The sequence below is a fragment of the Streptomyces sp. JHA26 genome, assembly GCF_002005565.1.
Taxonomy (GTDB): Bacteria; Actinomycetota; Actinomycetes; order Streptomycetales; family Streptomycetaceae; genus Streptomyces.
Map to the genome: position 1 here is coordinate 1 of NZ_BDJC01000001.1, position 13615 is coordinate 13615.

8 protein-coding genes are annotated in these 13615 nt (G+C 73.4%); 4 read left to right on the forward strand and 4 right to left on the reverse strand.

All coding sequences use genetic code 11. From position 1 onward, the window contains the following. The coding region (locus JHAT_RS00005; RefSeq protein ID WP_143660330.1) for a cation-translocating P-type ATPase at positions 1-2671 on the forward strand (2671 nt) is incomplete at its 5' end. Between the two features lie 254 nt (positions 2672-2925). Here JHAT_RS00005 and JHAT_RS00010 read toward each other — a convergent pair. Continuing rightward, positions 2926-4428, reverse strand: coding sequence for an MFS transporter (locus tag JHAT_RS00010; RefSeq protein WP_077796123.1), 1503 nt, complete (start codon positions 4426-4428; stop codon positions 2926-2928). A gap of 82 nt (positions 4429-4510) precedes the next feature. Between JHAT_RS00010 and dusB the strand changes: the two genes are divergently transcribed. Next, entirely contained in the window at positions 4511-5677 is a 1167-nt protein-coding gene (gene dusB, locus JHAT_RS00015; protein ID WP_077795896.1) for a tRNA dihydrouridine synthase DusB, read from the forward strand. An 11-nt stretch (positions 5678-5688) separates the two neighbouring features. Here dusB and JHAT_RS00020 read toward each other — a convergent pair whose 3' ends face one another. Continuing rightward, positions 5689-7497, reverse strand: a complete 1809-nt coding sequence (locus tag JHAT_RS00020) for a CDP-alcohol phosphatidyltransferase (protein WP_077795897.1) — start codon at positions 7495-7497, stop codon at positions 5689-5691. Between the two features lie 506 nt (positions 7498-8003). Between JHAT_RS00020 and ppdK the strand changes: the two genes are divergently transcribed. After that, positions 8004-10751: a pyruvate, phosphate dikinase gene (gene ppdK, locus JHAT_RS00025; RefSeq protein WP_077795898.1), complete on the forward strand. Its 2748-nt coding sequence runs from the start codon at positions 8004-8006 to the stop codon at positions 10749-10751. A gap of 338 nt (positions 10752-11089) precedes the next feature. After that, complete coding sequence (locus JHAT_RS00030) at positions 11090-12022, forward strand: oxidoreductase (RefSeq protein ID WP_077795899.1); 933 nt, start codon at positions 11090-11092, stop codon at positions 12020-12022. Positions 12023-12157: 135 nt separating this feature from the next. Here JHAT_RS00030 and JHAT_RS00035 read toward each other — a convergent pair whose 3' ends face one another. Both JHAT_RS00035 and JHAT_RS00040 read right to left on the reverse strand, forming a co-directional pair. After that, positions 12158-12925 carry an SDR family NAD(P)-dependent oxidoreductase gene (locus tag JHAT_RS00035; RefSeq protein WP_077795900.1) on the reverse strand — a complete coding sequence of 256 codons (768 nt, stop codon included), beginning with the start codon at positions 12923-12925 and terminating at the stop codon, positions 12158-12160. Between the two features lie 72 nt (positions 12926-12997). After that, positions 12998-13582, reverse strand: coding sequence for a TetR/AcrR family transcriptional regulator (locus tag JHAT_RS00040; RefSeq protein WP_077795901.1), 585 nt, complete (start codon positions 13580-13582; stop codon positions 12998-13000). Positions 13583-13615 lie beyond the last annotated feature (33 nt).

Below are 13615 nucleotides of genomic sequence, written 5' to 3' on the forward strand. Positions count from 1 at the left end.
GCCGCGGGTGGCGTGGCACGCGCTGGACGTGGCGGACGTGCGCGACCGGCTGGAGCACGAGACCGAGCCCGAGCCGACCGTCGTCGAGCAGGCCACGACGCGGATGCGGGAGGCGGCCGAACGGGCGGGCCGGGTGCGGGCGCTGGCACCGGTGCGCTGGTCGTGGCAGCTGGCCCGGGCCGTGCGCGGCGAGCTGGACGATCCGCTCACGCCGGTGCTGGCGGTCGGTTCGGCGGCCTCCGCGATCCTCGGCTCGGTCGTGGACGCGGCGCTGGTGGTCGGCGCGCTGGACCTGAACGCGCTGGTCGGCGGGTTCCAGCGGCTGCGGGCCGAACGGGCGCTGTCCGGGCTGCTCGCGGAGCAGAAGCAGAAGGCGCGGGTGAGCGAGGAGTTCCCCACGGCGGTGCCGGAGGCCCCCGCGGGAGACGCGAAAGGACCCGCGAAAGGCCCCGCGGAGGGCTCGGAGGCCCCCGCGGAGGGCGAGCCGCGGATCGTGGACGCCGCCAAGCTGCACCCGGGGCACGTGATCGAGCTGAAGGCGGACGACGTCGTGCCCGCCGACGCCCGGCTGCTGTGGGAGGAGGGCCTGGAGGTGGACGAGTCCGCGCTGACCGGCGAGTCGCTGCCGGTGGACAAGTGCGTGGACCCGGCACCGAAGGCCCCCGTGGCCGAGCGGTACTGCATGGTCTTCGAGGGCACGACCGTGGTGGCGGGCCGGGCACGGGCCGTCGTCGTGGACACCGGCGAGCACACCGAGGCCGCGCGGGCGGTGGCGCTGGCCGCGCGGACGCCGTCGGCCGCGGGCGTGCAGGCCCGGCTCCAGGAACTCACCCGCAAGGCACTGCCGTTGACGCTGGCCGGCGGCGCGGCGGTGACCGGCCTGTCCCTGCTGCGCGGCGCGTCGATCAGGCAGGCCGTCTCCGGCGGCGTGTCGGTGGCGGTGGCCGCCGTGCCCGAGGGACTGCCGCTGGTGGCGACGGTGGCCCAGCTGGCGGCGGCCCGCCGGCTCAGTCGGCACGGCGTCCTGGTGCGCACCCCGCGCACCCTGGAGGCCCTCGGCCGCATGGACACCGTGTGCTTCGACAAGACCGGCACGCTCACCGAGAACAGGCTGCGGCTGACCCGGGTCGCGGGCGCCGACGGCACCGTCCGCGGAGCGGGCGACCCGGACGCCGCCGGCACCGTACGGGTCGCCGCGCGCGCCTGCCCCCGCCTGGACGGCGACGGCGCCCGCCCGACCCACGCCACCGACGAGGCCGTCCTGGACGCCGCCGGACCCGACCCGCGGTGGACGCAGGACGAGGGCCTGCCCTTCGAGACCTCCCGCGGCTACGCCGCCGCCGTCGGCCGGGACGCGGACGGCGTGCCCGTGCTGGTGGTCAAGGGCGCCCCCGAGACGGTGCTGCCCGCCTGCGCCGGCCTGCCGTCGCACGCCTCCGACGCGGCGCACGACCTGGCCCGCGCCGGGCTGCGCATCATCGCGGTGGCGAGCCGGCCGCTCGGCGAGGGCGAGCAGGCGGCCGACGTCCTCGAACAGCCGCTGTCCGGACTGGAGTTCACCGGGCTGCTCGCGCTCGCCGACGTGGCGCGCGAGACGTCCCCGGCCCTGGTGCGCGGGCTGCGCGAGGCGGGCGTACGGCCCGTGGTGCTGACCGGCGACCATCCGCAGACCGCCCGCGCGATCGCCGTCGACCTGGGCTGGCCCGAGGACGCGGTCGTGGTCACCGGCGACGAGCTGGCCGCCGCCGACCGCTCGGCCCGCTCCCGGATGCTGCGCGACGCGGACGTGGTGGCCCGGGTGGCGCCGGAGCAGAAGCTCCAGGTCGTGGAGTCGCTGCGGGACGCCGGGCGGGTCGTCGGCATGGTCGGTGACGGCGCCAACGACGCCGCGGCGATCCGCGCCGCCGACATCGGCGTCGGCATCAGCGCCCGCGGTTCGGCCGCCGCCCGCAACGCCGCCGACCTGGTCGTCACGGGCGACGACCTGCTGGTGCTGGTGGAGGCGGTGCGGGAGGGCCGGGCGCTGTGGCACAGCGTCGCCGACGCCATCGCCATCCTGATCGGCGGCAACGCGGGTGAGGTCGGCTTCGGCATCCTCGGCACCGTCCTCGGCGGCTCCGCCCCGCTGTCCACCCGCCAGATGCTGCTGGTCAACCTCTTCACCGACCTGTTCCCGGCGATGGCCGTGGCGGTGACGGAGACGGGGGACGCCGAGCAGGAGAAGGACGACGCGGGCGCGCCGCTCGGTACGGCGGTGCTGGGCGAGCCCCTCATCCGGCAGATCCGGCACCGGGCGCTGACCACGGCGCTCGGGGCGACCGCGGCCTGGCTGCTGGGCCGCTTCACGCCGGGCACGCGGCGCCGCTCGACGACCATGGCCCTGTGCGCGGTCGTCGGCACCCAGCTCGCCCAGACCCTCGCCGACCGCCGCGACAGCCGGCTGGTGCAGGTGACGTCCGTCGGTTCGGCCGTCGCGTTGGTCGCCCTGGTGCAGACGCCGGGGGCGAGCCAGCTCTTCGGCTGCACGCCGCTGGGGCCGGTCGCCTGGGCGGCCGTGGCCGCGGCGATCACGCTGGCGCTGGCGGGGCAGCGGGCGTTGCCGGTGGTGGAGGAGGCGGTGGTGAAGTACTGGCCGAAGGTGGCGGAGGTTCTGCCGACAGCGATGAGGTGAGGCGCGTGTCGGTGTGAGGGGCGGGGGTGGGCGGTCGGGTGGTGTGCTGCCCGCGGGTGGTGGGGGCTGGTCGCGCGGTTCCCCGCGCCCCTGGGGGTGTGCCGGGGCGCCGGTTCGGTCGGTGTGCCGCGTGTCCTGGGGGTGTGCCGGGGCGCCGGTTCGGTCGGTGCTCCGCGTGTCCTGGGGGCGCGCGGGGGAGGCTGTTTGCGCAGTTCCCCGCGCGCGTCTGCAGGGCGTGCGGCGGGCGCCGGGCGTCAGTGCTCCGCGGTTCCCGGAAGCGTGCGGTGGGCGTCGGTCGGTCGGTTTCCCGCGCCCGCGGGCGACCGGGCCGGCTCCCGAACCTCCGGGGACTCCAGGCGCTCGGCCGTCCGCTCCGCCGTGCGGCGGGCCCAGCGGCCGCTCGTGACGGCGCCGAGGACGAGGACCGCGAGGCCGCAGGCGGCCAGGATCCACCAGCCGGGGCGGGCGGCGGAGACGAAGGTGTCGCGGTACGACGACGCGCCCACGCCCGTCGCCAGCACCGCGCCGACCACCGCCACGCCGAGCGTCTGGCCCAGCTGGCGGCTGGTGGAGGCGACGGCGGCGGCCACCCCCGCCTGGGCGCGCGGCATGCCGGAGACGGCCGTGTTGGTGATGGGCGCGTTGACGAAGCCGAAGCCGACGCCGAACAGGACGTAGCCGACGAAGAGGGTGACGTTCGACGTCTCCGCCTCGAAGGCGGCGAACAGCACCCCGCTCACGGTCAGCGCGCCGCCCGCGATCAGCAGGGGCAGCCGCGGCCCCCGGCTGCCGACCAGCCGCCCGGACAGCGGGGCGCACAGGAAGGTCGGCACGGCCATCGGCAGCATCCACAGGCCGGCGTGCAGGGCGCTCAGTCCGCGCACGTTCTGCAGGTACAGCGTGGACAGGAACAGGAAGCCACCCAGCGCGGCGAAGGCGCTGATCGCGATGACGGTGGCCCCGCTGAACGGCGCCGACCGGAAGAACCGCAGCTCGATGAGCGGGTCGGTGCGACGTGGCTCGTGGACGAGCAGGCCGATCAGCGCGGCGAGCGCCAGCACGGCGTAGGGGAGCACGGAGGTGATCCCCGCGTCCGGCGCCTCGATGATCGCGTACGTCAGGGAGCCGAACAGCACGATCACCATCAGCTGGCCCAGCGGGTCGGGGCGGCGGGCCTTGGGCGCGCGGGACTCGGGGACGAAGCGGAGGGTGAGCAGCAGGGCGGCCAGGCCCACCGGCAGGTTGACCCAGAAGATCGAACGCCAGCCCACCGACTCCACGAGCACCCCGCCCACCAGCGGACCGGCGGCCATGGATATGCCGACCACCGCACCCCAGACGCCGATCGCGCGGGCGCGCTCGCGCGGGTCGGTGAAGGTGTTGGTGATGATCGACATCGCGACCGGGTTGAGCATCGAACCGCCCACCGCCTGCATCATCCGGAAGACGATCAGCGAGGACAGGTCCGGGGCCAGCGAGCACAGCAGCGAACCGAGGGTGAAGATCACCAGGCCGGTCATGAAGACCCGCTTGCGGCCGATCCGGTCGGCCGTGGAGCCGGACAGCATCAGCAGGGCGGCCAGCACCAGCGTGTACGCGTCGATGGCCCACTGCAGGCCCGACGTGCTCGCGTGCAGGTCGCGCTGCATGGAGGGGAGGGCGACGTTCAGGATCGTGTTGTCGATGCTCACGATCAGCAGGCTCATGCAGCAGATGGCGAGCACGAGCATGCGGCGGCGACGGGTGAGCTCGGGCATGGACTCCATCGTACGCCCGTTTCAATAGTGCGGCTAACTAATGACCGATACATGATCTCTCGGCGTACGTGACAATGGAGGAATGTCCACGCTCACCACGCCCGCCCCCGACGCCCCCGCCGCGCCCCTGCGGATCGGCCCCCACACCGTCACGCCGCCCGTGGTGCTGGCGCCGATGGCCGGCATCACCAACGCGCCGTTCCGCACGCTGTGCCGTGGGTTCAGCGGGGGCAAGGGCCTGTTCGTGAGCGAGATGATCACGACCCGGGCGCTGGTCGAGCGCAACGAGAAGACCATGCAGCTGATCCACTTCGACGCGACCGAGACCCCGCGCTCGATCCAGCTGTACGGCGTCGACCCGGTGACCGTCGGCAAGGCCGTCCGCATGATCGCGGAGGAGGACCTCGCCGACCACATCGACCTGAACTTCGGCTGCCCGGTGCCGAAGGTGACCCGCAAGGGCGGCGGATCGGCGCTGCCGTACAAGCGGAACCTGCTGCGCGCCATCGTGCGCGAGGCCGTCACCGGCGCCGGTGACCTGCCCGTCACCATGAAGATGCGCAAGGGCATCGACGACGACCACCTCACCTACCTCGACGCCGGCCGGATCGCCGTCGAGGAGGGCGTCAGCGCCATCGCCCTGCACGGCCGCACCACCGCCCAGCACTACGGCGGCACCGCCGACTGGGAGGCCATCGCCCGCCTCAAGGAGCACGTCCCGGAGATCCCGGTGCTCGGCAACGGCGACATCTGGTCGGCCGAGGACGCGCTGCGCATGGTCCGCGCGACCGGCTGCGACGGCGTCGTGGTCGGTCGCGGCTGCCTCGGGCGCCCGTGGCTGTTCGCCGACCTCGTCGCCGCCTTCGAGGGGCGCACGGAGGACTTCGTCCGGCCCACCCTGCGCGAGGTCGCCGACGTGATGGTGCGGCACGCCACGCTGCTGGGGGAGTGGATCGGCGACGAGGCGCGGGGCGTCATCGACTTCCGCAAGCACGTCGCCTGGTACCTCAAGGGCTTCGCCGTCGGCTCCGAGATGCGCAAGCGGCTCGCGATCACCTCCTCCCTCGAGGCCCTGCGCGCCGGTCTCGACGAACTCGACCTCGACCAGCCCTGGCCCACCGGCGCCGACGGCCCCCGCGGCCGCACCTCCGGCAACAACCGGGTCGTCCTGCCGGACGGCTGGCTGAAGGACCCCTACGACTGCGCGGGCGTCGGCGAGGACGCGGAGCTGGACACCTCCGGCGGCTGACGACCGGGCCCTCAGCGCCCGGAAGGGCGCGGGGTCGAGCCGTACGCCGTCAGGAAGCGGTCGCGGAAGGAGCTCATCCGCCACACCGGCGCGTCGTGGGCGGGGCGCAGGCCGTCGCTCCAGTTCCAGCCGTCGATCGCGTCGAGCACCTTCGGGTCCTTCGCGACGATCGAGACGGGCACGTCCCGGCTCGCCCCCTCGCCGCTGACCCGGGCGATCGGCTGGTGGTCGCCGAGGAAGACCAGGACGGTGTCGTCGGTGCCGTAGCGCTCCAGCCACTGGGTGAGACAGGTGACCGAGTACTGGATCGACCTGCCGTACTCCTCGCGGGACTTCGCGGAGTCGGTGATGACGTCCGCCGGCTTCTCGCCCGCCGCCTCGATGTCGTCGAACACCGAACCGTCGCCGAGCTCGTCCCAGCCGACCGTCCGAGGGATCGGTGCCCACGGCTGGTGGCTGGAGGTCAGGATGACCTCGGCCATCAGCGGCCTGTCGCGCTTCCTGCCGTGCTCCAGCCGCTGGAAGGCCTCCAGCGCGTACTGGTCCGGCATGGTCGACCAGCTGAACTTCGGGCCCTGGTAGCCCAGGTCGGACGCGTCGTAGACCTTGTCCAGCCCGTACCACTCCGCCTCCGGCCACGCCTTCTGCACCCCCGGCATGACACCGACCGTGTCCCACGCGCCGGTCTTCGCGAACGCCTTGGTGAGGGTGAGGTGGTCGCTCGTGGTGACGGTGCGGTAGCGCTGCTGGCTGTCCACCCACAGGCCGGACAGGAACGTGGAGTGGCCGAGCCAGCTGCTGCCGCCGTACGTGGCGGAGGTCAGCCAGCCGCTCCTGGCGTGGAAACCCGCCTCGGCCAGCGCCTCCGTCCCCGCGTCGAGGGTCCGGTCGACGCCGGGGGCCATGACCGGGTCCTCGATCGCACTCCGGCCGTAGCTCTCGATGAAGGCGAAGACGACGTCCTTGCCGCGGAGGTCCGGCACCAGGCGGCCGGCCGGGGTGGCGCCGAAGCGGTCCGCCCTCGCCTCCTCGGCGAAGGCGGCCTCGTCCCGCAGCGTGTCCGTCACCCTGCGGGCCTGTTCCCGCAGGGCGGAGGACGCCCGTTGGGAGGCGACCGGTACGCCGAAGGCGTGCAGTCCGAAGGCCACGCAGGTCATCCACGCCGTGGCGGTGATCAGCGCGGCCCGCGACGCCCGGTCCCGGTGCGCCGTGAGCAGCCCGGCCAGCCGGACCGCGGCCGCGGCCATGAGGAGCAGCAGGGCCGGCACCAGCGCGACGGCGCCCGCGGTGGCCCAGGCCGCCGCGGCCCCGCCCATCGAGTCCGCCAGGTACGACCGGGCGTCGTCGAGCAGGCCCCAGTCCAGGACCGGGTTGAAGCCCCGGCCGAGGTACTCGTTGAAGCCGATGTCGAGCAGGTTCAGCACCGTCAGAGCGCCGAGGCCCGCCCCGCACAGCGCCGCGGCCACCAGCCGCGGCCGGTGCGGCAGCCACAACAGCACCACCGTCCCGATCACCGCCTCCGACGGGATCCGCGCGAACCAGTTCACCTCCAGGCCCGCGGGGGTGTTCGGCAGCAGCAGCGCGCCGAGGACGAGGGCGGCGGCGAGGACGGTGGTGGTCCGCCGGACGGCACGGGCGGCGCGCGGGTACCGGGTGCGCCAGGCCCGCCAGTGGGTGACGCGGGCCGCCCAGGGGCGCGGTGGCCGGGCGGCGGCCTCCGCCGCCGGTGGACCCTCGGGATCCGCCGTCCTCGGGGTGGGGTCCGGAGCGTCGCCGGTCGTCGAGTGCGGCGCCCGGCGCGAGCGAGTGAAGACGGCCACCCGGAGGTCCTTCCGTACGAAAACCATGGGGCGGCGGACCCGCCGTGGGGGAAACGGGTCCGCCGCCGTGTCGTACGTCCCGGACGTGGAGTGTGTTCACCCCGCCGCGCACACCGTCCGCGACGCGTCCGCATGGTGAAATCCGGCGGGCTGTGGCAGCGTGATTCTCGCCACCTCTGATAGGAGGAGTGCTCAGATGAGCGGATCGTGACCGATTCCACTTCTCCAAACTGTGGCACTGAGTGCCATACCTTGATCGTTCATCGATCGAACTCAAACGTGAGGAATGACGCTCAGGTGAGCAAGTCGTGGAGTCTGCGGGGGTTGATCCGTTCAAGAAGTGAAAACACGAGCTGCCGCTCGCTTGCCAAGCCTTGACTTTCAATCCGCTGGCGGACGAGTGGTTACAGGCACATGACGCGCACGTGGACGTACCCAGGTGCCTTCGATCTGGGTACATTCCTCGCCGTCAGGGCAGCCACCGCGTCCTCGAGGAGTCGAGACCCGTGTCGGAAAACAAAGAATCCCAGGTAGTCGAGCAGGGCACCGGCGTTGAGGGCGTGAAGTTCGTCTACGACTTCACCGAGGGCAACAAGGACCTCAAGGACCTCCTCGGCGGCAAGGGCGCCAACCTCGCCGAGATGACCAACCTGGGCCTTCCGGTCCCTCCCGGCTTCACCATCACCACCGAGGCCTGCAAGACCTACCTCGACAGCGGCGAGGAGCCCGCGGCACTGCGTGACGAGGTGAGTGCGCACCTCGACGCCCTCGAGGCGAAGATGGGCAAGAAGCTCGGCCAGGCCGACAACCCCCTCCTCGTGTCGGTCCGCTCCGGAGCCAAGTTCTCCATGCCCGGCATGATGGACACCGTCCTCAACATCGGCCTCTCCGACAAGTCCGTGCAGGGGCTGGCCGAGCAGGCCGGCGACGACCGCTTCGCGTGGGACTCCTACCGCCGCCTGATCCAGATGTTCGGCAAGACCGTCCTCGGCGTCGACGGCGACCTCTTCGAGGAGGCGTTGGAGAAGGCCAAGGAGGCCAAGAAGGTCACGGTCGACACCGAGCTCGAGGCCGCGGACCTGAAGAAGCTGGTCACCACCTTCAAGAAGATCGTCAAGAAGGAGGCCGGCCGGGACTTCCCGCAGGACCCGCGCGAGCAGATGGACCTCGCCATCAGGGCGGTCTTCGACTCCTGGAACGGCGACCGCGCCAAGCTCTACCGCCGCCAGGAGCGCATCCCGCACGACCTCGGCACCGCCGTCAACGTCTGCTCCATGGTCTTCGGCAACCTCGGCCCCGACTCCGGCACCGGCGTCGCCTTCACCCGCGACCCCGCCTCCGGCCACCAGGGCGTCTACGGCGACTACCTCCAGAACGCCCAGGGCGAGGACGTCGTCGCGGGCATCCGCAACACCGTGCCGCTCGCGGAGCTGGAGCGGATCGACAAGAAGTCGTACGACCAGCTCATGCAGATCATGGAGACCCTGGAGAACCACTACAAGGATCTCTGCGACATCGAGTTCACCATCGAGCGCGGCCAGCTGTGGATGCTCCAGACCCGCGTCGGCAAGCGCACCGCGGGCGCCGCCTTCCGCATCGCCACGCAGCTCGTGGACCAGGGCCTGATCGACGAGGCCGAGGCGCTCACCCGCGTCAACGGCGCCCAGCTCGCCCAGCTGATGTTCCCCCGCTTCGACGAGAGCGCCAAGGTCCAGCAGGTCGGCCGCGGCATCGCCGCCTCGCCGGGCGCGGCGGTCGGCAAGGCGGTCTTCGACTCCTACACCGCCGTCAAGTGGTCCCGTTCCGGTGAGAAGGTCATCCTGATCCGCCGCGAGACCAACCCCGACGACCTGGACGGCATGATCGCCGCCGAGGGCATCCTGACCTCGCGCGGCGGCAAGACCTCCCACGCGGCCGTCGTCGCGCGCGGCATGGGCAAGACCTGTGTCTGCGGCGCCGAGGAGCTGGAGGTCGACACCAAGCGCCGCCGCATGACCGTCCCCGGCGGGCACGTCGTGGAGGAGGGCGACGTCGTCTCCATCGACGGCTCGTCCGGCAAGGTCTACCTGGGCGAGGTCCCGGTCGTGCCGTCCCCGGTCGTCGAGTACTTCGAGGGCCGCATGCACCCGGGCGCCGACGACGCCGACGAGCTGGTCGAGGCCGTGCACCGCATGATGGCCTTCGCCGACCGCAAGCGCCGGCTGCGCGTGCGCGCCAACGCCGACAACGCCGAGGACGCGCTGCGCGCCCGCCGCTTCGGCGCCCAGGGCATCGGCCTGTGCCGCACCGAGCACATGTTCCTCGGCGACCGGCGCGAGCTGGTCGAGCGGCTGATCCTGGCCGACACGGAGGCCGAGCGCGAGGAGTCCCTCAAGGAGCTGCTGCCGCTCCAGAAGAAGGACTTCGTCCAGCTCTTCGAGTCGATGGACGGCCTCCCGGTCACCGTCCGCCTGCTCGACCCGCCGCTGCACGAGTTCCTGCCCGACATCACCGAGCTGTCGGTGCGCGTCGCCCTCGCCGAGTCCCGTCAGGAGCCGCACGAGAACGAGCTGCGCCTGCTCCAGGCCGTGCACCGCCTGCACGAGCAGAACCCGATGCTGGGTCTGCGCGGCGTCCGTCTCGGCCTGGTCATCCCCGGCCTGTTCACCATGCAGGTCCGCGCGATCGCCGAGGCCGCGGCCGAGCGCAAGGCCGCCAAGGGCGACCCGCGCGCCGAGATCATGATCCCGCTGGTGGGCACCGTCCAGGAGCTGGAGCTCGTCCGCGACGAGGCCGACCAGGTCATCGCCGAGGTCGAGGCGGCCACGGGCACCCGGCTCAAGCTGTCGATCGGCACGATGATCGAGCTGCCGCGCGCCGCGCTGACCGCCGGCCAGATCGCCGAGGCCGCGGAGTTCTTCTCCTTCGGCACCAACGACCTGACCCAGACCGTGTGGGGCTTCTCCCGCGACGACGTGGAGGCCAGCTTCTTCACGGCCTACCTGGAGAAGGGCATCTTCGGCGTCTCCCCGTTCGAGACCATCGACAAGGACGGCGTCGGCTCGCTCGTCGCCGCCGCCGCGAAGGCCGGCCGCGCCACCCGCCCCGACCTGAAGCTCGGCGTCTGCGGTGAGCACGGCGGCGACCCGGAGTCGGTCCACTTCTTCCACGAGGTGGGTCTGGACTACGTCTCCTGCTCCCCGTTCCGCATCCCGGTCGCCCGCCTGGAGGCCGGCCGCGCGGCGGTCACGTCGAAGGGCAGCGACCACCGCTGACCCCGCGCGGGGCACGAAGGACCCCGGAGCCGCCGTCTGTCACCCGACCACCCTCACCGATCGGCGGCGGCTCCGGATCACGAGAAGGGGCGGCACCCTGTGCGGGGGTGCCGCCCCTTCGTGCGCGCGCCGCGTGTTCCCGCGGCCACCCCCGCCGCACCGGCCGTCGGCCGGCGCCGGGCGGGCCGGAGACGACGGAGCCGGTGACGTGGCGGGAGAGTGGTGACGCGGGAAGGAACCGTGACGGGGACGCGACGCGACCGGGCGTCGACTCCCCGCTCCCCTCCCCGCGGCGCGTACGGTGAGGTGGGGTCCGGGAGATCGGGAAGGAGCCGTGGATGGCCGGCTGGAGTGTGCGCGACATCCCCGACCAGGGCGGGCGGACCGCCGTCGTCACCGGGGCCAACAGCGGACTCGGGTACGTGGTGGCGCGGGAGCTGGCGCGCAGGGGTGCGCGGGTCGTGCTCGCCTGCCGCAGCGAGGCGCGCGGCAGGGCGGCCCTGGGGCGGCTGGCCGGCGAGGTGCCGGGCGCCGACGTGGAACTGGCGCGGCTCGACCTCGGCGACCTGGCCTCCGTGCGGAAGTTCGCGAGCGCGCTGCCGTACGAACGGGTCGACCTGCTGGTCAACAACGCCGGGGTGATGGCGCTGCCCCACGGCACCACGGCGGACGGGTTCGAGACGCACTTCGGCGTCAACCACCTCGGGCACTTCGCCCTGACCGGACTGCTGCTGCCGACGCTGCTCGCCGCGCCGGGCGCCCGGATCGTCACCGTCTCCAGCATGATGCACGCGCTGGCCGACGTGGACCTGCGCGACCTCAACAACGTACGCCGCTACGGGCGGTGGATCGCCTACGCCCGCTCGAAGTCCGCCAACCTGCTCTTCACGCACGAACTGGCGCGCCGGCTCGCGGCGCGGGACGGCGGCCCGGACGTGACGGCGGCCGCCGCCCACCCGGGGTACGCGGAGACCAACCTCCAGACCGCCGGACCGCGCGCCGAGGGGCGGCGGCTCGCCGAGCACCTGATGCTGCTCGCCAACCGGACCGTCGCCCAGTCCGCCGAGGCGGGCGCGCTGCCCGTCCTGTACGCGGCCACCGCGCCCGCCGTGGCCCCCGACTCCTTCACCGGCCCGTCCTTCGCCATGTGGCGCGGGGCGCCCGCACCGTCCTGGCGGGCGCCCCGGACCCGGGACGACGCGCGGGGGGAGCGGCTGTGGGCCGCCTCCGAGCGGCTGACGGGGGTCACCTACGAGGCGCTGCGGACCTGAGTGCGGGGCGCATCGGGCCCGGAACGGTCCGGTCCCGGACCCCGGGGCGACCGGGTCGACGGTCCAGGGAGAACCTGGGGCGGCCGGACGGCGCGTCCGTCCCCGGGCGGACGGGTTCCGGCCCCGGTGAGGGGGTCAGGCGGTCTGGCCGCCGTCCACGACCAGGTCGGTGCCCACCACGGACGACGCGTCGTCCGACGCCAGGTACAGCACGGCCGCGGTGACCTCCTCCACCGACGAGACCCGGCCCAGCGGCGTCTCGCCCCGCATGCGCTCGGCCCGGCCCGCCTCCGTCTCGCCCGGCCGCAGGGACATGCTGGTCGCCGTGGCGCCCGGGCTGACGGCGTTGATGCGGACGCCGTCGGCGATGTGGTCCAGGGCGGCGCCCCGGGTGAGCACCGAGACCGCCGCCTTGGTGGCGGCGTAGGCGGTGGCGCCCGGGCTGCGCTTGTGCAGGCCGAAGGTCGAGGCGATGTTCACGATCGCCCCGCCGGACGCCTGGGTGCGCATCCGGCGGACCTCCGCCCGGAGGGCGTGGAACACGCCGGTGACGTTGATGCCGAGCTGCGTGTGCCAGTCCTCCTCGGGCAGATCGGCCACGGGGACGCCGCCGCGGAAGACGCCCGCGTTGTTCACGGCCACGTCGAGCGAGCCGAAGTGCTCCACGGCGGCGGCCACCAGGGCGTCCACGTCGGCGGGCCGGGTGACGTCCGCGGTGACGGCCAGCGCCTTGCCGCCCGCCTCCTCGATCAGCGCCACCGTCTCGTCGAGCGGCTCCCGCCTGCGCCCGGCGACCACGAGGTGCGCGCCCTCCCGGGCGAGGGCGAGGGCGACGGCCCGTCCGATGCCGGAGCCGGCGCCGGTCACGAGCGCGGTCCTGCCGGTGAAGCGCTGGGTGGTCACGAAACTCCCCTTTTTCTTGACCGATCAGTTCATTATGAGGACGGAAAAACACCCCTCCCTGAAGAGGGGCGCTCAGTCGAGCAGGGCCAGGGCCTGTTCCGCCGCGTCCCGCACCCGCGCCGGGTCCGCCGACGCCTTGCCGACCACCCGCATGCCCTGGAGCAGGACCAGCAGCATCCGGGCGAGGGCCGCCGGGTCGCGACCGGGGGGCAGTTCGCCCCCGTCCCGGGCGCGGGCCAGCGACGAGTGCAGCACGGTCTCCAGCTGGTCCCAGTTGCGCTCGACCCGCCGCGCGGCGACCGGGTCGTGCGGGGCCAGCTCGGCCGCCGTGTTGGTGACGAAGCAGCCGCGTCCCCGCAGGTCGTCGGCGGTCGCCTCGGCGGCGTAGCGCCGCACCAGGGACCGTACGCCCGGCAGGGCGGGGCCCGGCCGGGCCAGGTCCGCCAGCAGGTCCGGGAGCAACCCCTGCTCGTAACGCTCCAGTGCCTTCAGGTACAGCTCGCGCTTGTTGCCGAAGGTCGCGTAGATGCTGGCGCGTCCGATGCCGAGGTGCTCCACGAGGTCGGACATCGACGTCGCCTCGTAGCCGCGCCGCCAGAACAGCTCCAGGGCTGCCCGCAGCGCGGCGTCCGGATCGAACTCCTTGGTCCTGGCCACGTGCCGTAGCCTAGGCGTGAATGGAACGATCGG

Excerpts from the sequence above, each read along its gene's own strand:
- JHAT_RS00010 (WP_077796123.1), bottom strand. The coding sequence starts at position 4,428 with ATGCCCGAGCTCACCCGTCGCCGCCGCATGCTCGTGCTCGCCATCTGC.
- dusB (WP_077795896.1), top strand. The coding sequence starts at position 4,511 with ATGTCCACGCTCACCACGCCCGCCCCCGACGCCCCCGCCGCGCCCCTG.
- JHAT_RS00030 (WP_077795899.1), top strand. The coding sequence starts at position 11,090 with ATGGCCGGCTGGAGTGTGCGCGACATCCCCGACCAGGGCGGGCGGACC.